We start from the raw sequence: 22,053 nt of genomic DNA, 5'->3' as shown, positions 1-22,053 counted from the left end.
CGTGCGGGCGGGCGGGGGTAGGTGCGGGCGGGGTCAGGCGGGGGGAGGGGCGATGGAGCCCCGGTCGATGAACGTCGTGGGCATCACGATGGTCCGCACCGGCGCGGCCGGCGACTCGATGCGCTCGAGCAGGGCCCGCATGGCGGCGGATCCGAGCGATCCGACGTCCTGCACGCTGGTGGAGACACCCGGCTCGACGATCGTCATCCACGGGGCGTCGTCGAAGCCGACGATGCTCAGCTGGTCGGGCACCGGCAGCTCCAGGGCGGCGGCGGCGCGCCACACGCCTTCGGTGAGCACGTTGTTCGCGGCGAAGACGGCGGTGGGGCGGTCTGCGCGCGAGAGCAGCTCGCGCGCCGTCTCGGTCGCCGCGGCGGTGTCCCACCCGGCGGGGACCACGAGCGACTCGTCGACCGGGATGCCGTGGGCCGTGAGGGCGTCGCGGTACCCGCGCAGGCGCTCCTCACCCGTCGTCCACTCCGTCTCGTCGATCAGCAGCGCGATGCGGCGATGGCCGGCGTCGATCAGCCGGGAGGTCGACTCGCGCGCGGCAGCACGGTTGTCGACCACGACGGCGTCGGTGGCTTCGCTGTCGAACCGGCGGTCGACCTCGATCAGTGGAACGCCCACCCGGCTCAGGAAGGCGCTCAGCTCGGCGGAGACGGGCGTCGCGATGACGCCGGATACGCGAGAGGCGACGAGCGCCTCGGCGGCGGCGAGTTCGTCCTCGGCCTCCCGGTGGAGGTCGACCAGCACGAGCGTGCGACCGTGGATGCGGGCCTCACGGCCGATGCCCGAGGCCAGCTCGGCGTAGAAGACGTTCCGCAGGTCGGACACCAGCACGCCCACGGCCCGGCTCGTCCCCTGCTTGAGCCCGCGGGCGGTCGCATCCACGACGTAGCCGAGCGTCTTCGCGGCGGCGCGGACGCGTTCGCGCACGTCGCGCGCGACGTAGCCGTTGCCCGACATGGCCCGCGAGGCGGTCGACCTGGACACCCCGGCCGCTTCGGCGACCTCGCGGATGGTCGGGCGGGTGACGCTCTCCCGCGCCGTGGTCATGAGCGCGCGTCCGCGACGTCCACGACGGCCTCCGCGTGCTGGCCGAGCAGGAGGTCGGCGATGGCGACGTCGATGGCGATGCGCTGCCTGCGCCCCACGGAGGACGGCACCACGGTCAGCTGCACGGTGGACTCCTCGTTCGGTGCGAGATCGACCCTCAGCTCGGACTCGGACGAACGCCAGCCTATCGGGAGCACGGGTGTCACCCGTGCGACCGCCCGCTCGTGCAGGGGGTTGCGCACCCGAACGGTGTAGTGGATCGGCTCGCCGACCTCGGCGCGCGCGCGGTAGGGCTGGAGCCGGGCGGCCTGCCCATCGGGTCCGATGGAGAGCTCGTCCAGCGGCAGGAGACTCCGGTGGAGGTCGTCGACGAGCCGGCCCGATTCGGCGAGGTACTCCAGGTAGGCCTCATCCGTCCACCGCGGCTCCCAGTGCCCCGACGCCATCAGCCCGGGCGCGATGGAGCGGTACAGCTCCGCGCTGCGCGAGTAGTCGCCGAGCCGGAAGAGATTGCGGTACTGGTAGCTCATGAGGTCTCGGCGACCGTCGCGTCCGCCCAGGCCTTCCTGCTGATCGCCGGTGAAGACCACCCTGACGCCGTCGACCTCGACGGCGTAGGCCACGGCGTAGAGGGTATGACCGGGTTGTTCGTGCGCGGTGAAGGTGTACTCGTTCCATACGAACGGCTCACCCAGCGGCAGCACGCGGTCGGCGACGATGGGGTCGTACCACTGGCACGGCAGATCCTCCTGCCACGGATCGGCCATCGTGGGCGCGACGTTCTCCGGGATCCACAGTGCCGTGCCCTCCACGTCGCGCAGGAGCGGCATGCCGGCGATGTGGTCGTCGTGGTAGTGGGTCGGCAGCGCGACGGTGATGCGCGTCACGCCGTAAAGCTCGCGCAGAGCCGGGAGGGACGCCAGCCAGGGCCGGCGGGCGGCGCGGTCCTGGCCGGCAGCGATCCCCGTCGACATGTCGTATCCGTAGTCGACGATGAGCGCCTCGCGTGTCGCCGAGAGTATGACGTACGAGCACGAGTTGGACGTGCGATTGAGCAGCAGGTGCGGGGTGAGGGCGATGTACGGATCTTCCAGTCGCGCTCTGAGGTCGGTCGGATACGAGCGCCGGGAGTTGACGTACTCCTGCATCGCCTGCGCCAGCAGCTCCAGCGCGCGGTCGGGATCGCGCATCACCTCGCCATGCGAGGGGGCGATGGCCGACAGGTGATAGCGGTGCAGCAGAAGCGCGCTGAGCACCGTCATCGCCGGGCCCTCGTTCTGCGTGTAGGACCACTGGGTCGCCGCGAGGGACCACACCTTCCCCGGCGCGTAGAGCAGATCGCCCGTGAAGGCCAGTCGCTCGCCGTCGCGATCGAGCAGGTACGTCACCGAACCCGTGGTGTGCCCGGGGGTGGGCAGGACGAACAGGCGCATCCCGGCGAGCTCGAGGGTGCGGTACTCGGGCACGCTCGCATGCACCGGCACCGACGCCAGGAGCGAGAAGCGGTCCTGGCGGAGGTTGTAGTCGTTGTCGAGAGGGCGCCCCTCCCACATCTCCTCGACGCGGTCGAACAGGTCGCGCTCGACGGGGGGCACGTGGATGCGGGCGCCGTGGCGCACCGCGAGCGGCAGGCCCTGACCCTGGTCGCGGTGGTGGTGCGTCATCAGGACGTCGGTGACGCGGCGGATGCCCAGCTCAGCGAGGTGGTCGAGCACCCGGCCCGATCCGAAGTCGATGGTGACGCCGTCGCGCTCGCCGTCGGGCGCGTCGGGGTCGGCGAGCAGATAGACGTTGCATGTGTCGCCGATGTGCCAGACCCCGCGCGCGATCGGGGTGACCGTCATGTCAGGGTCCCTCGATGCTCGTCCCACGCGCGCCCGATGACGGCGAGATGGTCGGCTTCGATCGGCTGCGCACGTACCCGGTCGATGTAGTAGAGCGCGGGAACGCCCAGCCCCGGCTGTGCTCGTGCGTAGTCGAGCCATTCGTCGCGGCTGGGCATCGGCCACTGATCGGTGTCGATCGGATGGTGCGGAAGCACCGCCTGCACCACCTGGTGGCGGGCGCGCAGCTGGGCGGCGACGGAGACGCGCTGACCCGTGAGATCGCGTTTGAGCACATCGTTCGTGCGGATCATGTCGGTCACGTCGCCGAAGCCCGGGTGGACGGTGTGGGTGATGACGAGGGCGTCGGGTTTGATCCGCTTGACCGCGTCGTGAAGGCGCTCGACGAGCCGGTGCAGCGCCGCGATGCCCCACACCCCGTCACCGTCGGGCGACGAGCGGAGGGTCGCGCCGCTGGGGGCGCGCTGGGTGAAGTCCACCTTGAAGCCGTCGGCATCCAGTTCGCCTGCGGACACGAGCCGCTCAACGATCGCGTCCAGGCGCGAGAGGTAGGCGGGATTGCCGGGGTCGGCGGCGATGGGCCGGCCCGACGCATCCGTGATGCACTCTTCGACCGGAAGTCCGCCCGGATCCCACGCCTTCCACCACAGCAGGACGCGTCGGCCCTCCGCGTGCCGGCGCGCGATCCAGCCCCGGAGGTCGGGCCAGGCCTCCGTGTCGGGCTCGGCCGTGCCGTACTCGGCCTGCCACCGGTCGTCGATGACGACGGTGCCGGGGTCGAGCCGCGCCGCGGCCAGGAGGTCGAGGAACTCGTCGTAGACGTCCTGTCGGCACAAGCTCGATGCCGCCCTGCCCGCGCGTGCGTACTGGGCGCCCCAGCCGCAGAACAGCGGCTCGAGCCACCAGCGGTGCAGCTCGGGCGCCGCATCGGGTGCCGTGCGGGTGCGGACGGCGTCGTTGCGGTATGCGCGCAGGGCGGTCAGCGGCGACTCGACGGGGCGGAGGACCACGGTGGGCGAGCGCCAGGAGCCGTCGACGTGCGTGTGGCCTTCGTAGGCCAGGCGCAGCAGCCCCGCCCCGTCGAGCGGATCGAAGCGCATCGCCGTGAAGCCGAGCTCGGAGACGGGCGCCCGCAGCCACGCCGCCAGCCACCCGCCGGCGGCCGGCGAGAACGGGTCGGCGGTCGCCGCGCGCCCGAACGCCAGCGCCAGCGGCGGGGGTGAGAAGATGCCGTGCAGGCGCCCCGGGGTGGCGTCGCCGACCACGCCGAGGGATGCTCCCGCCCACGCCGGACGCACGAAGGCGACCGGCTCGGTCGGGGCGGGGACGTACATCGACTGCGCGTGGATGCCGGAGCGGAAGGTCCCGGAGGCGCCGCTGGGCAGGGCGCCGTCGCCGCCGAGCATCGTGACGTCGGTCAGGGAACCGGTGCCCGTGCATTCGAGTGTGATCTCCAGCTGCGCCGCCGTGCAGCGGAGCACGAGGACGCGCTCGGTCCACGCGGGGGACTCGGTGCGGATCCGCAGCACGACGGCGTCGTCCTCGACGGATACCTCCGGCTCGTGGACGCGTGTGGCCTCGTCGCGGGCCTGCGCGGTGTGGATGCTGGAGAGCACGCACAGCCGCATCCACCGGGCCCCGTCCGCGTCGCGCAGCGCGAGGTGCGGAGCGTGCGTGAGCCCACGCGCCCCGGTGCGCCAGGAGAGGGTGAAGGTGTCGGCAGTGACGGTCGCGCGGTGGGCGCCTTCTACCAGCGCAGGGCCGGAGGTCATGCCCGACATCCTATGTGACAACGTTCCCAGATGGGAGATGAAGACGCGTCTGCGGACGCCGATTCACCTCAGTGAGCGTGCCCGTCCGGCGGCGATGCGTCGGGCACCGAAGCCGCGAAGGCCGCGGCCCCCGACTCCGGAGACGTGAGCACGCGCGGGTCCTCTCCCGCGCCGGTGGCCATCGAGGCCTGGGCGAGCACGATGACATCGGCATCGCCGGCGGTGACGGCATCCGCGATGAGGCGGTCGTGCCGCTCCTGGTCGCCTGCGCTGCGCGCGTCGGCGGCGCCGGCGACGACCTCGGCGGCGATGTCGAAGGATCCGCGGCCCGCCGCAGCCGCCTCGACGAGCCGCCGCGTGGGTCCGAGGGTCGCCGACAGCGTCGCGAGCACGAGGATGGCGCGACCGCCGGCGGCCGCGCGGGTCACCGCCTCCGCGGCCATCGCCGCATCCACGCGCACGACGGGAAGCCCCACCGTCGCAGCGGCGGCCGCGGCGGCCTCCCCGATGGAGGAGCACGTCACGAGCACCGAGGATGCGCCGGCGTCGCGCAGGCCGGCGAGGTGCCCCCGCAGATCGCGGGTCACGTCGTCGGTGACGCCGCCGGCCGCGACGGCGCGCGCGAGGAGCGACGGATCTGCGACATGGACGATGTCGAGGTCGCCGCGGCGGGCCGTGAGCAGCCCGTGGAACACCGGGACGAGAGCCGGAACGGTGTGCAGGACCCCCACTCGCGCGGTCATGCGTCGCTCCACGGCCGGGCCGCCTCGTCGACGACGTCCGCCAGTCTCCGCAGGCGGTCGAGCGACCGCGTGCGGAGCTCGGTCCGCACGTCGTCGCTGCCGACCACGTCGCTCCACAGCGCTCGGCCGGCGAGGAATCCGCTGGCGCCCTCGAGGCACGCGGCCCGCACCGCGTCGGCGAAGCGATCGCGTTCCACCCCCTGCGACAGGACCACCCATGGTCCCCTCATGCAGGCGTGGAGTGCCGCGCTCGCCGTGCGCTGCGAAACCTCGTCGCCTGCTCCGGCGAGCGGGACCTGGGCCTTGTACAGGTCCGGATGCACCGCGGACAGCTCGCGCGCGGCCTCCCGGATCGCCGCATCCGGGTCGAACCCCTCCTCGCCCGGCGCGGCGCGCACGACCGGCTCGAGCACCGAGAGCACCCCGTGCTCGCGCGCCACCTCGACGAAGCGCTCCGCGAGCGCGACACGGGCCTCACGGCGATCGTCGCGGCGCCAGATGACGAGGAGCTTGAGTGCCGAGACGCCGCCGGGGATGGTCGCCACCGCTCCCTCGTCCAGCGCCGTGTCCTCCACCGGTCCGCCGTCGGCCTGATCGAGGGCATCGACGGCGAGGATCAGACCCGTCGCCGGGGGAAGGGCGGCGCGGACCGCGTCGAAGCCGTACTGCGCGTCGGCGAGGAACCCCGAGGCGTACGGCCCGAGGGTTTCGGCGACGGCGACCTTGAAGTCGATCAGCACGTCGTCGCCGGGCCGGCCGCGCCCCGCGGTGTCGAACATGTGGCGCAGGCTCTCGCGCTGGTCCATGGCCACCATCGCGAAGGCCCCCGAGGGCTGGGCGATCGCGTCGAGCGTGACGGTCATGATTCTCCTTCGGAGGCGACGGCGGCGAGGAACCGTCGGTAGGCGTCGGTCAGCCCGGGCGCGCGGGCGGCGGCGACGGGGCGGCGGGGAAGGGCGAGGGAATCGGATGCCGCGCCCGCGCGCACGGCGGACAGCAGCGCCGCAGCGGCGGCGACGGGTTCGTGGAGCGCGCTGCGGTGAGTGGTTACACCCGTCGCTGCGACGAGCGGCGCCCACGCCGGTACGCGGTCGGCGAGCGAGCCGAGCACGGTGACGTCGGTCGAGGTGTCTCCGGCGAGCTCGTCCGCGGTCTCGCGCATCCACCGGGCGTGGGCGACGAGGGACTGCAGCAGCGCCCTGGCGCGATCGGTGGGGCCGGTGCCGGGCTCGAGCACCCGCACGCGCGCGCCGGGGTCGGGGCGCGGGCACTGCCTCCCGGCCGGGTAGGGGAGGACGGTGGTCTGCGTGGTCCGCCACTCGTCGGGGCTCAGGTGACCGAGTGTTGCGAGCGTATCGTCGCCGGGGTGCTCCGTCTCCCACCACTGCAGCATCGCTCCGCACGCGGGGCTGCCTCCGAGGATCGTGGTGCCGCCGCCGTCGACGGTGCGCCCCATCGCGAAGCCCGCGGCCACGACGCGTGCGGGCGACGCGACCGCCGTCACCCGCACGATCGCCTCGGCGGTGCCGAGGGAGTCGGCGACTTCGTCGGGCCGGCGCACGCCCGCGCCCCACGCCCCCACGACGTGGTCGTGACCGGCGACGTACACGGGGATCCCCGGTCCCAGACCGAACCGGCGCGCGTGCGGCGACGTCGTCGCGACCGCGTCGCCGGGAGGGCGGATCTCGGGCAGCGTCTGCTCCTCGATGCCGAGCCAGGCCAGGACCGCGGCATCCCACGCCTCGCCGATCGCGCCCGCCATCATCGTGCGGGTGGCGAGGGTGTGGTCGGTCGCGCGGACGCCGGTGAGCGCGTGGGCGACCAGGTCGGCGACGCCGCCCCAGTATCGCGTGGCCGCGAACACCGCGGGGCTGTCCTGGCGGAGCGCCGTGAGGGCGACGACGGCGGGCTTGCCGGTGGCCGGCACGCCGGTGGTCGCGGCCAGGTCGGGATGCTCCGCCCACACGCTCTCCGAATGCCGTGGCTGCACCGGACGATCCCAGCGCAGCAGCGGCGTGAGGGCGTGGCCGTGCGCATCCAGCGGGGCACCGCTCTCCGCCATCGAGGCGATCCCGACGGCGGAGACGGGGGTGCGCGCGGAATTGACGCACTGCCGCGTGACGGCGGCGAGGGTGTCGAGGAGCCCCTCCACGGTCGCCGGTGTCGCTGCGCGGGCGACGCGGCGCACGGCGACCGCATCGGTCAGCTCGACCAGCGATGCCTTCACGGTCGAGCTGCCCACGTCCAATCCGACCGCGAGTGTCACCGCGCCAGTGTGTGACGAATCGGACAGATTTGGCAAGCATGTCCGATAATCGACATCGACGAGAGGAGCGGGGATGCGGTACACCGAGGCGCCCGCGCGCCGCGCGCAGCTGCAGCGCGAAGTCGCCGCCGACGGCTATCTCTCCTCGGCCGACGCGGCCGAGCGGCTCGGGGTCTCGGAGATGACCGTGCGACGCGACTTCCGGATTCTGGAGGAGCAGGGGGTCGTGAGCCGGGTGGCGGGAGGCGCCAAGCTGCCTGCCGGTCTGCCTTTCGAGCGGCGCGGCGCGGTCGGCACCGCCGAGAAGCGCGCCATCGCCGAACTCGCCGCGCGCGAGGTCGCCGGCGCCGCCACGGTCGCCATCGACGCCGGGACCACGACGCAGGCCGTCGCCCCGCTGCTGCGCGATCGGACCATCGTCACGCATTCACTCCCGGTGATCGAGGCGCTGACGCGCATCGGATCGCCGGGCCTCGTCGTCGCCGGCGGGCACTACCAGCCCGACACGCGATCGTTCGCGGGACCCCTCGCCGAGGAGACGCTGCGCAGCATCCGCTGCGACGTCGCCCTCCTGTCGGCCACGGCACTCGACGCCGAAGGCCTGTGGGGCACGAACGTGCTGGACGCCGCCATCAAGCGCGTGCTCGCCGCGCAGTCCAGCCGCGTCATCCTCCTCGCCGACGCGGACAAGCTCGACCGCGCTTCTCCGGTGCGGATCGCGCGACTGCATCTCATCGACGTCCTGATCACCGACCGGCGCGCCGACGCCGGTTTCCTGGCCGGTCTGGAAGCAGCGGGCATCGACGTGAAGCTGGCCGGATGAGCCTGCAGCTGGGGGTCGTCGCGGACGACCTCACCGGCGCGTGCGATGTCGCCGCCGGCGTGCATGCCCTGGGCGTCGACGCGGAGGTGCGTCTGGGCGTGCCCGATTCCGGTGCCGCGCCCGAGGCCCGGGTGGTGATCGTGGCGCTGAAGTCGCGCACCGCGCCGGCCGCCGAAGCGGTGCGCGACAGCGTCGCATCGGCCCGGGTGCTGCGTTCATGGGGTGCCCGCCGGCTCTATCTGAAGTACTGCTCGACCTTCGATTCCACCGACGAGGGCAACATCGGCCCCGTCGCGGACGCGCTCCTGGACCTCGCCGGGGAGGACGCGGCCGCGGTGGGCACGCCCGCGACCCCCGCCGCGGCGCGCACGATGCATCGCGGTCATCTGTTCGTCGGCGATCGGCTGCTGTCGGAATCGTCCCTGGCGCACCATCCGCTCACGCCGATGCGCGACGCCGACCTCATCCGCGTCCTCGCGCGTCAGACGCCCCGCCCGGTCGCCGGGATCCCTCTCGAGATCCTGCACGCCGGGCCCGCCGCCGTCGCCGGACGCATCGCCGAACTGCGGGCGCAAGGCGTCCGCCACGTCCTGCTCGACGCGGTCGAGGACGGCGATCTGGATGCTGCGGCAGCGGCCGCCGCCGGTGCGCCGGATCTCATCCTCACGGGTGCGGCGGGGTTCGCCGCCGCCCTCGCGCGCTCCCTCGGCGGGGCCGCGGCCCCCTCCGTGGAGCCGCCGCCGGACGGTGCGCGGCTGATCCTGTCCGGAAGCGGCTCCGAGCGCACACGGGCGCAGGTGTCGGCGTACCGCGGGCCGTCGCATCCGATCGACGTCTCTGCACTCGTGGCGGAGCCGACCGCCGTGGTCGCCGAGGTGATGCGATTCGTCGGCCGCGCCGCCGGTACGCCGCTCGTGACCGCGACGGCCGAACCCGAAGAGGTCGCACGGCTGCAGGCACGGTGGGGTCGAGACCGGACCGCGGCGCTCGTGGAGGACGCCCTCGCGCGCGTCGCCGTCGCCGCCGTGGAAGAGTGCGGCGTGCGGCGGGTCCTCGTGGCCGGCGGCGAGACCTCCGGCGCCGTCGCCGCCGCCCTGGGTGCGACCGTCCTGCGCGTGCGTCGTATCGCTGCGCCGGGGGTCGCGTGGACGACCGCGACGGACCCATCCGGCCGGGTGCTGGACCTGTGCTTCAAGTCGGGCAATTTCGGCGGCACCGACTTCTTCGACCGCGCCTGGGACTGATCCCACCCGGAGACCGGCGGGAGGTGGCACACGCGCCAGTGCTCTGGGAACCCCGTTGCGGTAGAAGCACCCGTGGACGTAAAGTCCAGCAAATGTCGTAGGTGGTAACGATGCCACATACGGACGCAAGCACCGGAGGTACATGATGCGCAGGTACGTCCTACGCCCGGCGGCTCGGCGATGAGCGCCGCCACCGGCTCCACGGAAGCGATCACGACTCGAGACGACGGCAGCCGCACGCCGCGGCGCGGACGCAAGCCCCGCCGGGTGAAGGAGCACTACAACAAGCGGGAGGCGCTCGCGGGCTACCTCTTCATCTCGCCGTGGATCATCGGCTTCCTGGTCTTCACCGCCGGCGCCATGGTCTACAGCCTCTACATCTCCTTCAGCGCGTACAACCTGGCCACCAACACCGCCCGGCCGATCGGATTCGACAACTATGCCCGCCTCTTCGAGGATCCGCGGGTGGGGGTCGCGCTGGCCAACACGCTGTTCTTCGCCGTGATGGCGGTGCCGCTGGAGATCGTCTTCGCTCTGGTTCTGGCGCTGCTGCTGAACCGCACCAACAAGGGCGCCGGTTTCTTCCGCACGGTGTACTACCTGCCGAAGATGACCCCCGCCGTCGCCACCGGCGCCATCTTCTTCCTCCTCCTCAACGGCAACACCGGCGCGATCAACCAGGGGCTGCGCGCGATCGGCATCGAAGGTCCGCAGTGGCTCGTGGATCCGGCGTGGGTCAAGCCGAGCATCGTGATCATGACCCTGTGGACCGTCAGCGGCACGATGGTCATCTTCCTGGCCGCACTGAAGAACGTGCCCGTGGAGCTGTACGAGGTGGCGTCGATCGACGGAGCGGGGCCCATCCGCAAGTTCTTCTCCATCACGCTGCCGATGATCTCCGGTGCGATGTTCTTCAACGTCATCGTCCTCTCGATCGCGGCGTTCCAGGTGTTCGACCAGGCCTACATCCTGTTCTGGCGAGATCAGAGCAACTCCTCACCGGAGGCGTCCCTCTTCTACGCGATCTATCTGTTCCAACAGGCGTTCCGTCAGTTCAACTTCGGCTTCGCCGCCGCGATGGCGTGGCTGCTGTTCGTCATCATCATGGTGATCACGGTCATCCAGGTGAAGTTCGGCAATCGCTTCGTCTACTACGAAGGAGACCGCTGATGTCGCTCACCCAGGAAACGCCCGGTGCCCCGGCCACCATGCCGGCGGCATCCATCGTCCCTCCAGCGACGTCGGCCGCCCGAGGCCGGAGAGGCCGCAGAGGCCCGAAGTCGCTCATCGGCAGGGTCGTCCTGTGGATCCTCCTGCTCGGCTTCTCCCTGCTGTTCATGTACCCGTTCGCGTGGCTGCTGGCGGCGAGCTTCAAGCCGCGCGGTGAGGTCTTCGACAACAGGCTGATCCCCAAGACCTTCATGCCCGAGAACTACGTGGAGGTCTGGAATCAGCTGCCGCTGCTGAGCTGGATGTTCAACAGCATCGCGATCGCGCTGCTGGCGGCGACGGCGGTCGCGGTGTCGAGTTCGATCGTCGCGTTCGGGTTCGCCTACTTCCGCTTCCCCGGCCGCGGCCTCCTGTTCGGCCTCGTGCTGGCGACGATGATGCTGCCCGGTGCCGTGACCATGATCCCGATCTACCTCATCTGGAAGGAGACCGGGCTGCTGGGGACGTGGGTGCCGCTATGGGGCATGAACCTCTTCGGCTCCGCCTTCTACATCTTCTTGCAACGGCAGTTCTTCCTCGGCCTGCCCAAGGAGCTGTTCGAGGCGGCGCGGCTGGATGGCGCGAGCTACTGGGGCCTGTTCTGGCGGATCGCGATGCCGCTGTCGGTCCCGTCGTTCATCATCGTCTTCCTGTTCGAGTTCCAGGCCAGCTGGAACAACCTCCAGGCGTCGCTGATCTACCTCAACGCCGGCACGGTGGACGAGTTCACCGCGCCCCTCGGGATCGCGTACGCGATGACCAAGTACAGCCCCACCGCCGGCGGCCAAGGCGACTACCAGTACGTCATGCTCGCCTCGCTCGTGGTGACCCTCCCGATGCTGATCCTCTTCGCGTTCGGCCAGCGCTACTTCATCGAGGGCGTCGCGACCCAGGGGCGCAAGGGGTGACGCCGCGCGGGCACACCCCGACCTCCAGCTCATCAACCAGTGAACACGCGGTACCACCACCGTCGCCCAACGGCGCGACGAGGTGGTGGCCCCGACCGAAAGGGAAAGAGATGCGCAAGCGCATTACAGGAATCGCCGCGGTGGTCGCGGCATCCGCTGTCGTCCTCACCGGCTGCGGCGGCGGAGGCGGCGGGGATGCGGCCGCCGACGTCGACTTCACCGCCGAGCCCACCGGCACGCTGTCGGCGTGGGGCTTCGAGAACGCCGACGACGTCGGCACCTCCCGCATGGACCATGCCGCGGAGGAGCTGAGCGAGGTCGAGGTGGACCTCGACGCCACCGCCTTCGACGCGCAGAAGTTCACCACCCGGCTCGCCAGCGGGGATGTCCCCGACGTCGTGCAGATGGACCGCCGCTACGTCACGACGTACGCCGCGCAGGACCTCGTGATGCCACTGGACGAGTGCTTCGAGGCCCACGACGTCTCGCCTGACGAGCAGTGGTACCCCTTCGTCGTGGACGACGTGACGTACGAGGACGCGGTCTGGGCTGTACCGCAGTTCTACCAGCCGCCGGCGATCATGGTGAACAAGACGGTGCTCAACGAGGCCGGCGTGAGCGTCGAGGAGATCGACACGTCGAACCCCGACGCGCTGATCGGGGCGATCGAGAAGATGTACCAGGCGTCCGGCGGCGTGCCGACCCGACTCGGCCTCGACCCCCAGACGACGGGTCAGTCGGGTCTGTGGATCCTCGGCATGGGCGGGCAGCTCATCGACGAGGAGGGCGCCCCGACGCTGGATGACCCCAGCAACGTCGCCGGCATCGAGCTGCTCCAGCAGATCGCCGACGCGCAGGGCGGGTACGCATCGGTCAAGAGCTTCACCGACTCGTTCGACACGTTCGGTGAGAACAACCAGTTCGTGGCCAACCAGGTCGGCGCGCAGGTGAACGCCCAGTGGTACCCGAACGTCCTGTCCACCTACGTCGACCAGATCGACGTCGAGGCGGTTCCGTTCCGCGACTCCGAGGGCGAGCCCTTCTCGGTCGCCTCCGGCACGGCGTTCGTGATCCCCGCCGGTGCGGAGAACCCCGCGGCAGCGTGCGCGTGGATGATCAATCTGACCTCGGACGACGCATGGATGGCGGCCGGTGAGGCGCGCGGCGCGACGCGTGCGGCGGACGGTGGCATCAACACCGGACTGTTCACCGGATCGCCCGCCGCCGACGAGGCGATCCGCGAGGAGTGGGTCGCGGAGAGCGGCAACGCCGGCTTCGACCAGGTGATCTCCACGTACTACGACGTCGTCGAGTACGGCGAGTCGTTCGGATCTTCCCCCGCCGGGCAGGAGATCCAGAACGAGTTGAACAACGCCATCACCGCCGCGCTCCTCGGTGACAAGACGATCGAAGAAGCCCTCGGCGACGCGCAGGAAGCCGCGATGCGGGCATACGACAACGTGACCGCGGGCTGACGCCCCACCGGTCGCTGGAGAAGGGGCGGGCCGACCTCGGTCGACCCGCCCCTTCCTGATCCGAACGCGCGCACTCCGGAACGAGGAACGCATGGCCATCCGGCAGATCCTGCTCGTCGGTCACACCCACCACGACGTGGGGTACACGAACAGCCCACGGCTGATCGATCGGATGCATGCGGAGATCGTCGGCCGGGTCATCGACCTCGCCGAGGAGCATGCCGGCGACGGCCCGGATGCCTTCCGGTGGACCTTCGAGGTTGCGCGGCCCGTGCTGGCGTTCCTGCGGCGCGGCACGCCGGAGCAGCGCGCGCAGCTGTCGGCGCTGGCCCAGGCCGGTGCGGTCTCGGTCACCGGCGGGTACCTCAACATGACGCAGCTGCCGAGCGCTTTCGAGTTCGACGCCGCGTACGAGCTGCTCGGGGAGATCCGGCAGGCCGGCATCCCGGTGCGCACCGAGCAGCACGGAGACGTCAACGGCATCGCGTGGGGAACCGTCGATCAGATGCGCGACGCCGGCATCGAGCGGCTCGTGATGGCGCTCAATCCCGACCACGGTCGCGCGCCCTTCACCCAGCCGAGCGGCTTCTGGTGGGAGGGCCCGTCGGGCCGCCGGGTGTTCGTGTGGCTGTCGACGCACTACGGCTTCGGCGAGGAGTGGGGGATCGTGGACGGCGACACCGCACTCGCGCAACGTCGCATCCGCGCCTTCGTGGACGAGCTGGAAGCTCGGGCGGATTACCCGTGGACCACGGCCGTCGTGCACGCGGGCAACGACAACCGGTGGCCCACCGCCCTCTTCCTCGACGTCGTGCGAGCATGGAACGCCCACCACCCCGACCTGCCCATGCGCACCGCGACGATCGACGAGGCACTGGACGACCTCCACGCGCAAGCCGGCGGCCAGGACATCCCGACCGTGCGCGGCGAGTGGGCCGACTGGTGGTCGCACGGCCACGGGTCCACCGCACGAGAGGTGGCGGTGTACCGGGAGGCGCGAACGTTCGCGCGCGCCGCCCAGAGCACGTTGGCTCTCGCGGCGCTCGCCGAGCCCGGAGATGTGCCTCGGTTCGACGTGCTCGGGTATCGACGGGGCCCCGTGCGCCTGCGCTCCTCCGCCGAAGCGGCCGAGGCGATGCGGCACATCGAGGAGCAGCTGCTGCTGTACGGGGAGCACACGTGGGGCAGCTGGGAGACCTACTCCAAGCCGCATTCGACGTTCAGCCACTCGCATCACAACGCCAAGTCGGGCTTCGCCTATGACGCCTTCGACCATGCCCGCGACCTCGCGATCGAGGGGTGGTTCCGTTACGCCTACGCGAGGCCGGGCGCGGACTCGCCCGCGATCGCCGCGGATGCGACGGGGGAGGGGATGCTCGTCGTGGTCAACCCGACGGAGGCGCCGCGCCGAGAGCTGATCGACGTCGAGGTGGCGGGAGCACGCCGCGTCCGCGCCCTCGCGGAGGTGGGTCCGTTCGCGGTGGCGGTGATGCCCATCCCGGGGATGGGGGAGGACGAGGTCGTGACCGGGCCCGTGGAGGCAGGACGATACCGCGTCAGCGTGGACCCGGCCCGCGGCGGCATCGTCTCACTCGTGGACATGGCCACGGGCCGCGAGCTCGTCGCCGCCGCGGCCGCCACGCCGCTGGGCGCGCTCGTGGATGAACGGGTCGCCGCCGGATCGCGGCATCCGATGCTCACCGAATCGCCCAAGCACTTCCACCCCGACCACCCCGGGCCCGAGTTCAGCCGCGCCGTCGCCACGGGCGACGCGCCGCCGCGCGTGCGACGCGGGCCGGGCGTGACGCAGATCACGTGGGAGGGCTCGGCGCGGGGCATCCCGAGCGTCGTCACGACGCTCGCCATCGCCGACGACAGCCCCGACCTCGAGCTGGACGTCTGGCTGAGCAAACCCGAGCGCTTCGGACCCGAGAGCGTGTTCGTGGCGTTCCCCTTCCGAGCGGCGAACCCGGAGTTCCTCCTCGAGACGGCCGGGGCGGTCTTCACTGCTGACCGGGAGCAGCTGCCCGACACGAGCAAGGACTGGTACTCCATCCAGCACGCCGTCGGCGTCGCGGGGGAGGGCGGCGGCGTCCTGTGGGGGACGCGGGACGCCCCCCTCGTGCAGGTGGGCGACTTCCACACGGGGCGATGGGCGCGCCGCCTCGACGCCGTCGGCGGCCACGTGAACAGCTGGCTCATGAACAACCTGCACTTCACCAACTTCCAGGCCCGGCAGGAGATCACGCGGGTCTTCCGCTACCGGTTCCGGCCCGTGGACGCGGTGAGCGCGGGCGATGTCCGGAGGTACGGTCGCGACCTCCTGGAACCGCTGCACGCGCGCCACGCCCTCGCGCCCCCGCCGCCACGGGTCGTTCCGCCCGTGACCGTGGAGCCTGCCGAGCGCCTGCTCGCAGAGCTGCGGCCGACGGGCGAGGGGCACGTGCGCGTGCGGCTGCGCAACCTCACCGATGAGGCGGTGGCGGCCGTCGTGCGTGGCCGGGGCGTGGACGCGCCCGTCGACGTTCCTGCTGCCGGCGTCGCGGACGTCCTGCTCCCGTCCACCTGACGACCGGCTCAGACGATCCCTCGCCCCGGGAGGCGTATGGTGGCGCCATGCGAGCCGAGCGTGCGACCCGACACATCACCGCCGACCCGGAACGGGTCTTCCGTGCCTTCACCGATCCCGACCTCTTCGTGTCGTGGATTCCGCCCGAGGGGATGACCGGCGCGCTGGAGGAGTTCGACCCGGAACAGGGGTACCGCATGGTTCTCCGCTACGAGAATGCGCCCGAGGGAGGCGGCAAGGCCACGGCCGACACCGACGTCAGCGTCGCGCGTCGCGTGCTCGTCGATCCGCCCCGCACGGTCGTCGAAGAAGTCGATTTCCCCTCCGGCGACCCGGCCTTCGCCGGCACCATGCGGATGACGTGGACCTTGGAGCCGGAAGCGGCCGGGACGCTCGTCACGGTGGAGGCGACCAACGTACCCGCCGGCATCGACCAGGACGTGCACGTGGGAGCGATGATCTCCTCGCTCGCGCAGCTGGCCCGCGCCGTGGAGCACGGCACCGTAGGCTGACGCGTCGGTGCGGCCGGCCTTACTCCCGCAGGCTCTCCGCGACGGTCCGCAACGCGTCACCCGACTTCTGGAGCAGCGCCATCTCGTCCTCGGAGAAGGCCGTTTCCCGAATCGGCACCGCCCCCGATGCGCTCACGATCGACGGCACCGACAGGGCCACCCCGTCGAGCCCGTGGAAGTCGTCGAGCACCGTGCTCACCGGGAGGACGGTGTGCTCGTCGCGCAGGACGGCCTCGACGATCCGGGCGCTGGCGAGCCCGATGGCGTAGTTCGTCGCGCCCTTGCCCTCGATGACCTTGTAGGCGGCGTCGCGCACGTCCACCGCGATGCGGTCGAGCTCCTCGGCGCTCATCCGGGGGTGGCCCGGCGACTCCCATTCGAGGATCGGCACCGTGCCGATCGTCGCGCGCGACCACAGCGCGAACTCGGTGTCGCCGTGCTCGCCCACGATGTAGGCGTGCACGTTCGAGGTCGCCACGCCGGCGCGCTGGGCGAGCTTCCACCGCAGGCGCGAGGTGTCGAGCACCGTGCCCGAGGAGAAGATGCGCTCCGGCGGCAGGTTCGTCGCTTCTCGCGCAAGCACCGTCAGGACGTCGCACGGGTTGGTCACGATGACGTAGATCGCATCGGGAGCGACTTCGAGCAGCTGGGGCATCATCGACCGCAGGATGCCGGCATTCACTCCCGCCAGTTCGATGCGCGTCTGGCCGGGCTTCTGCTTCGCGCCGGCGGTGATGACGACGACGTGCGATCCCGCGGCGACGGAGATGTCGCTGCCACCGATGATGTCGCTCGATCCGGTGAACTGGGTGCCGTGGGCGAGGTCGAGCACTTCGGCATCGACCTTCTGCGCCGCGATGTCGTACAGCGCCACGTGCCGCGCCGATCCGCGGATGAGGGCGGCGTACGCGACGCTGGCCCCCACGCTTCCCGCGCCCACCACCGTCAGCTTCGAGTTCTCGATCACGCTCATGGGCTCAGTCTTACAGCCGCCCTCCCGGCCCGGCTACGGTCCCGGGCCTGCCATGATGCGCCGATTCGCGGGGTTGCGCGTGGTGTCGTAAGCTGGTCGGCGGTGACGTGTCCGAGCGGCCGAAGGTGCAACTCTCGAAAAGTTGTGTAGGGTAACCCCCTACCGTGGGTTCAAATCCCACCGTCACCGCCACCGTGGAAGCCCCGCAATCCCTTGAGAACACTGGGATCGCGGGGCTTTCGTCCTTCCCGGAAGCGCCCCGTGAGCAAGATCCGAGCAAAACCGTTGCTTGAGCTGGAAACTGGGGGGTCTGGCCCGCTGGGGCCTAGCCCGGACGGCAACGCGCAGGGGGCTCGCGGGTCGGGCCGTGCGCTACCCGGGGGAGAAAGCTCTGGCCACGGTCGAGGCGAGAGCTTCTCGGCGACGTGCGTGCAGTTCCTCGGGCTCCGATGCGCTGGCGGCGATAAGCGGACTGGCCGGAGACCATGACATCGACATGGCCGTGACGAGAGAAAGCACGTCGTGTGGGTCCAGTGTCGGGTCGATCGAGCCGGCCCGTTGCCCTTCGCGAATGGCATCGATCTTCAGGCGGTTGTGGTCCGTGCCGTCGTCGTACAGGTCGCCTGCCGGCCGGCGCTCGAGCCTCGCCCAGGTGGTCAGACGCACGATATCGGGGCGGGCCAGATAGGCGTCATACAGCGCTACGGCGTAGCCGGGCAGATCGTCGCCGCGGAGCGGTACCGAGTTCACCATCCAGCCGATGTGCTCGGCGTAGGCGGCATCGAAGAGCGCGTCCTTGCTGCCGAAGTAACTGTACATCTGGCTCTTGTTGGACTGCGCTTCGGCGGCGATGCGATCAACCCGGGCTCCGGCGATGCCGCGCTCGGCGAACTCCGCCGACGCTGCATCGAGGATGCGTCGCTTGGTCGCTTCGCCCTTCGGGGTCGACATGTGCACATTTTATCTACTAACCCGTTGGTTTGACGGCACCCGTGCGCGCGCGTATCGTGAAAGAACGAACTAGTTGGTTGGTTTACGAGAGGGTTCACCATGACGAAGACAGTCCTCATCACCGGGGCAGGCAGCGGGTTCGGGCGCCTCACCGCGTTCGATCTGTCGCGCCAGGGCTACCGCGTCATCGCCGGCGTCCAGATCTGGCCGCAGGCTTGGCAGCTGCGGCAGGAGATCGCCGCTGAGGGTCTTGAGAACATCGAGGTCATCAAGCTCGACCTGCTGGACGACATCGACCGTGCGCATGCGCTGCGCTACGACGTCGACGTACTCTTCAACAACGCCGGGGTTGCTCACAGCGGCACGCTGACGGATGTGCCGATGTCGCTGCTGCGGGCGAACTTCGAGACGAACGTGTTCTCCGTCATGGAACTCACCAAGGGCTTCATCCGCCAGATGATCGAGCGGGGCAACGGCAAGATCGTGTTCAACTCCTCCGACGCGGGCTTGCAGACTCCGCCGTTCGGCGGGGCCTACAGCGCAACGAAGTACGCGATCGAAGCGATCGCGGCGACGTTGCGCGAGGAACTCAAGCCGAAGGGGATCGCCGTCGCCACTGTCCAGCCCGGGCTCTACCTCACCGGCTTCAATGACACCGCGCTGGAGGCCTCCACGTACTGGTACGACCCGGAGACCGCCCTCCTGCCGGGTTGGGAACCCCCGTTCACCCTCGCCGGGCAGGAAGATCCCCAGGGGATGGTCGACGTCATCGTCAAGGTCATCACAGGGGAAATCGCCACCTATCGGAATGTCTACCCGCCTTCGATGGAGCACGAGACGCGCGAGGTGCAGGCCGCGGAGTGGGACCTGACCGTCTGATCCACCCAGCGTCCCGCCCGCACCGACATGTCGGGCGGGACGTGGACAGCATGAATCGGAGAGAAGATGACCAACCTGAGCGCGATCATGCGCGCACTCGATATCAACCATGACTCGACCGCCTGGCAGCGCACCGTCGACATCACCACGATCGGAGCCCGTTCCGGTAAGCCCCGACGGATCGAGATCTGGTTCCATCACATCTACGGCCGCTGGTACCTCAGCAGCACACCCGCGCGTCGCGACTGGTACGCCAACCTCGTGGCGAATCCGCAGTTCACGTTCCACCTCAAGCACGGCATCCATGCCGACCTGCGAGCCACCGCCATCCCCATCACCGAGCCCGCTCAGAAGCGACCGATCTTCGAGTACATCGTCGACGACTTCAATCAGCCGCATAACCCGGCCATCGTCCGGCAACCCCAGCGCGTCGAAGACTGGATGGCCGGAAGCCCTCTCATGGAGATCATCTTCACCGACCTCCCTTCCCCCATGAGAACAAACGATTGATAGCTCCAGCCAGAGCGGTTGGCATCTCGCTTCAGTGCGTGAGCCTGGCGGCACGCGAACTCAACCCTCCGCGGGCACGATGTAGAAGTTGTCGCGGAACAGGCCCGTCGGGTCCCAGCGACGCTTGAGGTCACGCAGCCGCGCTAGGTGCGCGGGAGGGAAAGCGCGGGCGACAACCTCGGGACCGGTGTCGGTCTCGAAGCTCAAGTACATGCCCTCCGCGCGGTCGCGTACTCGCCTCCAGCGTGCCTCGAAGTCGGGAGTGCGTCCGCCGAGGGCCGCGATGAGGAAGTTCGCGCTGCGCCAGGCGTAGGCGGTGGCATCCGACGCGGTGTTCCCGGCTGCGCCGCCGGCGGAGCGCACCGAGAGGAGGAATGGCGAATCCGCTTCGAGCAGGTCGGCGAGCGCGGCGGCGACGTCATCGCTCAGACGGCGGAACAGCGCGGAGTGCGCATGCGGTTCGCCGCGGCCCTGCTGCTGCTCACCGAGGGGCGTCTCCAGGAGAGCGGAGTACGGCACCAACTGCACGGACTGGCTCGCGAGCGGTGCCAGCGGGGCGAAGGGCTGCAGTCGCTCTACGACAGTGCCGGCGTCGTCCGAGTCGACCACGAGCATAGCCTGCACGGCGATCTGGCCCACCCCCCGCCCGCGGGCGGCGATCATGAGCGTTCCGGTGACGCTGGGATGCGCCGATTCCAGCGTCGTCCCCCAATCACGGAGGAACCCGGCCATGTCGTCGACGGCGTACGTGAGCATCGCGAAGCCGACCGACGGGCCGACGGGGTGCGCCTCGAACTCGAACGACACTCCGACGCCGAAGTTCGCGCCCGCCCCGCGCATCGCCCAGAACAGGTCCGGATTCTCCTCCGCGCTGGCGCGCACGAGCTCGCCGTCGGCAGTGACGACGTCGACGGAGCGCAGGTGGTCGATCGTCAGTCCGTGCTCGCGCACGAACCATCCGATGCCGCCGGCGGTGGCCAGGCCCCCGATCCCCACGCCACCGGAGTCGCCCGCCGTGAGCGCGAGCCCGTGCGGAGCGAGCGCACTGGCCACTCCAGCCCAGTCGGCGCCCGGCCCGGTCCGGAAGTGCCGGCCTCTCAGCATCTCGATGCTGTTCAGTGCGTCGACGGCGATCACGATGCCGTCGTTGTTGAGCGAGCGGCCCGACAGTCCGTGGCCGCCGCTGAGGATGCCCAGCGACACGTCGGTGTGACGAGCAGCGAAACGCACAGCATCCTGCACTTGCGCAGGCGTCTTCGGCCGCAGTACGAGACCCGGGCGAGCGCCGCGGAAGTACCCGGACGTGTATCGGGTGTACCCCGTTCCAGCCGGGGTGAGGGCGGACGCGGCGAGCGATTCCGGTACGTCGTCACCCTCGAAGCTCGGCACAGACGGGCCGCCGCCTCCTGTCGCCGCCTCCCGCGCGCGGTGCTCTTCGAGACGCTCGCGCACCTCGGGCGCGACCACCTGCGCGAAGCGGCGGATCTCCGCGGGGTCATCACTCGCGACGATGAAGACGCTCACGCCGTCCTCGATCGCAAGCCGGGCAAGCTCGTCGGCGGTGGTCTGCGGGAAGACGTTCAACAGCCGCACGATTTTGCGCGGGTCGCGCCCGGCGCCGCGGGCCGCCTCGTCGACGATCTCGTTCGCCCGGGTCACGCCCATCTCCAGCCAGGGAAGGCTGGGGAGCCAGCCGTCGGCCTTGCGTCCGACGAGTCGAAGCATGCGCGGCTTGAAGGCGCCCACCCAGATCGGCAGGTCGTGGGCCGGGTTCGGCCCGCGCTTGGCGCCACTGATCTGGTAGTACTCGCCGTTCATATACAGCGGTGTCGGGTCGTTCCCGGCCCAGATCCCGCGGATGACGTCGATGGCCTCGTCCAAGGCGCTCACCGCCTGACCGACGGTGCGATCGGGGCCTCCCATCGCCGCGATGGCACCGCCGAACCCTCCGGTCCCCAGCCCGAGGGCGACGCGGCCTCCACTGAGCAGGTCCAGGCTCGCGCTCGCGCGCGCGAGCACGGCGGCGGGGCGAAACGGCAGGCTGTGCACGTTCGCCGCGACATGGATGCGGGACGTGCGCGCCGCGACCCAGGTCAGAAGCGTGGCGGTGTCGAGGAACGTGGGCTGGTACGGATGATCCTGGAAGGTGACGACATCGAGCCCCACCTCCTCGCTCAGAACCGCGAGGTCGACGGGGAGCTGGGGGCTGTCGCTTCGGGGAGTGATGAAGCTTCCGAACTTCACCGGGTGACCGTAATCAGGCATGCGGCCATGCTGTTCTTCTTGGTCAGACCGGTGCAAACACCCCGTAACTGA

General features: G+C 70.5%; 18 protein-coding genes and 1 tRNA gene. 10 read left to right on the top strand and 9 right to left on the bottom strand.

Features of this window, described 5'->3' with window-relative positions; translation table 11 throughout:
- Positions 1-33 precede the first annotated feature (33 nt).
- The 6 genes from E4V99_RS05075 to E4V99_RS05050 form a co-directional block, all read right to left on the bottom strand.
- Positions 34-1,059: a LacI family DNA-binding transcriptional regulator gene (locus tag E4V99_RS05075; RefSeq protein WP_135062839.1), complete on the bottom strand. Its 1,026-nt coding sequence runs from the start codon at positions 1,057-1,059 to the stop codon at positions 34-36.
- Positions 1,056-2,903 carry an MBL fold metallo-hydrolase gene (locus E4V99_RS05070; protein WP_135062841.1) on the bottom strand — a complete coding sequence of 616 codons (1,848 nt, stop codon included), beginning with the start codon at positions 2,901-2,903 and terminating at the stop codon, positions 1,056-1,058. Before E4V99_RS05070 ends, E4V99_RS05075 begins: the two co-directional genes overlap by 4 nt.
- On the bottom strand, positions 2,900-4,675 hold the full coding sequence (locus tag E4V99_RS05065; RefSeq protein ID WP_135062843.1) for a hypothetical protein: 1,776 nt from the start codon (positions 4,673-4,675) through the stop codon (positions 2,900-2,902). The genes E4V99_RS05070 and E4V99_RS05065 overlap by 4 nt, the downstream gene beginning before the upstream one ends.
- A gap of 68 nt (positions 4,676-4,743) precedes the next feature.
- Complete coding sequence (locus E4V99_RS05060; RefSeq protein WP_135062845.1) at positions 4,744-5,418, bottom strand: aspartate/glutamate racemase family protein; 675 nt, start codon at positions 5,416-5,418, stop codon at positions 4,744-4,746.
- Positions 5,415-6,281, bottom strand: a complete 867-nt coding sequence (locus E4V99_RS05055; protein ID WP_135062847.1) for a hypothetical protein — start codon at positions 6,279-6,281, stop codon at positions 5,415-5,417. Before E4V99_RS05055 ends, E4V99_RS05060 begins: the two co-directional genes overlap by 4 nt.
- Positions 6,278-7,684, bottom strand: a complete 1,407-nt coding sequence (locus E4V99_RS05050; protein ID WP_167747691.1) for an FGGY family carbohydrate kinase — start codon at positions 7,682-7,684, stop codon at positions 6,278-6,280. Before E4V99_RS05050 ends, E4V99_RS05055 begins: the two co-directional genes overlap by 4 nt.
- Positions 7,685-7,757: 73 nt before the next feature.
- Here E4V99_RS05050 and E4V99_RS05045 point away from each other — a divergent pair, with 73 nt between their 5' ends.
- The 7 genes from E4V99_RS05045 to E4V99_RS05015 all read left to right on the top strand — a co-directional run bounded on the left by E4V99_RS05045 (position 7,758) and on the right by E4V99_RS05015 (position 16,424).
- Positions 7,758-8,507, top strand: a complete 750-nt coding sequence (locus E4V99_RS05045; protein ID WP_135062851.1) for a DeoR/GlpR family DNA-binding transcription regulator — start codon at positions 7,758-7,760, stop codon at positions 8,505-8,507.
- Positions 8,504-9,751, top strand: coding sequence for a 3-oxo-tetronate kinase (gene otnK, locus E4V99_RS05040; protein ID WP_135062853.1), 1,248 nt, complete (start codon positions 8,504-8,506; stop codon positions 9,749-9,751). The genes E4V99_RS05045 and otnK overlap by 4 nt, the downstream gene beginning before the upstream one ends.
- Positions 9,752-9,931: 180 nt before the next feature.
- The gene (locus E4V99_RS05035) at positions 9,932-10,921 is read left to right on the top strand and encodes a sugar ABC transporter permease (protein ID WP_135062855.1); all 990 of its coding nucleotides are present in this window, start codon (positions 9,932-9,934) and stop codon (positions 10,919-10,921) included.
- Positions 10,921-11,868 (top strand): carbohydrate ABC transporter permease, encoded by a 948-nt coding sequence (locus E4V99_RS05030; protein ID WP_135062856.1) that lies wholly within the window; start codon positions 10,921-10,923, stop codon positions 11,866-11,868. Before E4V99_RS05035 ends, E4V99_RS05030 begins: the two co-directional genes overlap by 1 nt.
- Before the next feature lie 110 nt (positions 11,869-11,978).
- On the top strand, positions 11,979-13,343 hold the full coding sequence (locus E4V99_RS05025; protein WP_135062858.1) for an extracellular solute-binding protein: 1,365 nt from the start codon (positions 11,979-11,981) through the stop codon (positions 13,341-13,343).
- Between the two features lie 91 nt (positions 13,344-13,434).
- Positions 13,435-15,912, top strand: a complete 2,478-nt coding sequence (locus E4V99_RS05020; RefSeq protein WP_135062860.1) for a hypothetical protein — start codon at positions 13,435-13,437, stop codon at positions 15,910-15,912.
- Between the two features lie 47 nt (positions 15,913-15,959).
- On the top strand, positions 15,960-16,424 hold the full coding sequence (locus tag E4V99_RS05015) for an SRPBCC domain-containing protein (protein WP_135062862.1): 465 nt from the start codon (positions 15,960-15,962) through the stop codon (positions 16,422-16,424).
- 19 nt (positions 16,425-16,443) lie between these two features.
- On the opposite strand, the gene E4V99_RS05010 is transcribed toward E4V99_RS05015, so the two are convergent.
- Positions 16,444-17,397: an L-lactate dehydrogenase gene (locus E4V99_RS05010; protein WP_135062864.1), complete on the bottom strand. Its 954-nt coding sequence runs from the start codon at positions 17,395-17,397 to the stop codon at positions 16,444-16,446.
- A gap of 101 nt (positions 17,398-17,498) precedes the next feature.
- Between E4V99_RS05010 and E4V99_RS05005 the strand changes: the two genes are divergently transcribed.
- Positions 17,499-17,589: transfer RNA gene (locus E4V99_RS05005), tRNA-Ser, on the top strand.
- Between the two features lie 180 nt (positions 17,590-17,769).
- Here E4V99_RS05005 and E4V99_RS05000 read toward each other — a convergent pair.
- Positions 17,770-18,348 carry a TetR family transcriptional regulator gene (locus E4V99_RS05000; RefSeq protein ID WP_135062950.1) on the bottom strand — a complete coding sequence of 193 codons (579 nt, stop codon included), beginning with the start codon at positions 18,346-18,348 and terminating at the stop codon, positions 17,770-17,772.
- 99 nt (positions 18,349-18,447) lie between these two features.
- Between E4V99_RS05000 and E4V99_RS04995 the strand changes: the two genes are divergently transcribed.
- The gene (locus tag E4V99_RS04995) at positions 18,448-19,227 is read left to right on the top strand and encodes an SDR family oxidoreductase (protein WP_135062952.1); all 780 of its coding nucleotides are present in this window, start codon (positions 18,448-18,450) and stop codon (positions 19,225-19,227) included.
- 66 nt (positions 19,228-19,293) lie between these two features.
- Positions 19,294-19,737, top strand: a complete 444-nt coding sequence (locus E4V99_RS04990) for a nitroreductase/quinone reductase family protein (RefSeq protein WP_135062954.1) — start codon at positions 19,294-19,296, stop codon at positions 19,735-19,737.
- Between the two features lie 60 nt (positions 19,738-19,797).
- On the opposite strand, the gene E4V99_RS04985 is transcribed toward E4V99_RS04990, so the two are convergent.
- On the bottom strand, positions 19,798-22,002 hold the full coding sequence (locus E4V99_RS04985; RefSeq protein WP_135062956.1) for an LLM class flavin-dependent oxidoreductase: 2,205 nt from the start codon (positions 22,000-22,002) through the stop codon (positions 19,798-19,800).
- Positions 22,003-22,053 lie beyond the last annotated feature (51 nt).

The sequence above is a fragment of the Microbacterium sp. dk485 genome (genome assembly GCF_004570445.1).
Lineage (GTDB): Bacteria > Actinomycetota > Actinomycetes > Actinomycetales > Microbacteriaceae > Microbacterium > Microbacterium wangchenii.
Note: the sequence above shows the minus strand (reverse complement) of the source record. Positions and strands in the feature narration are given on the sequence as shown.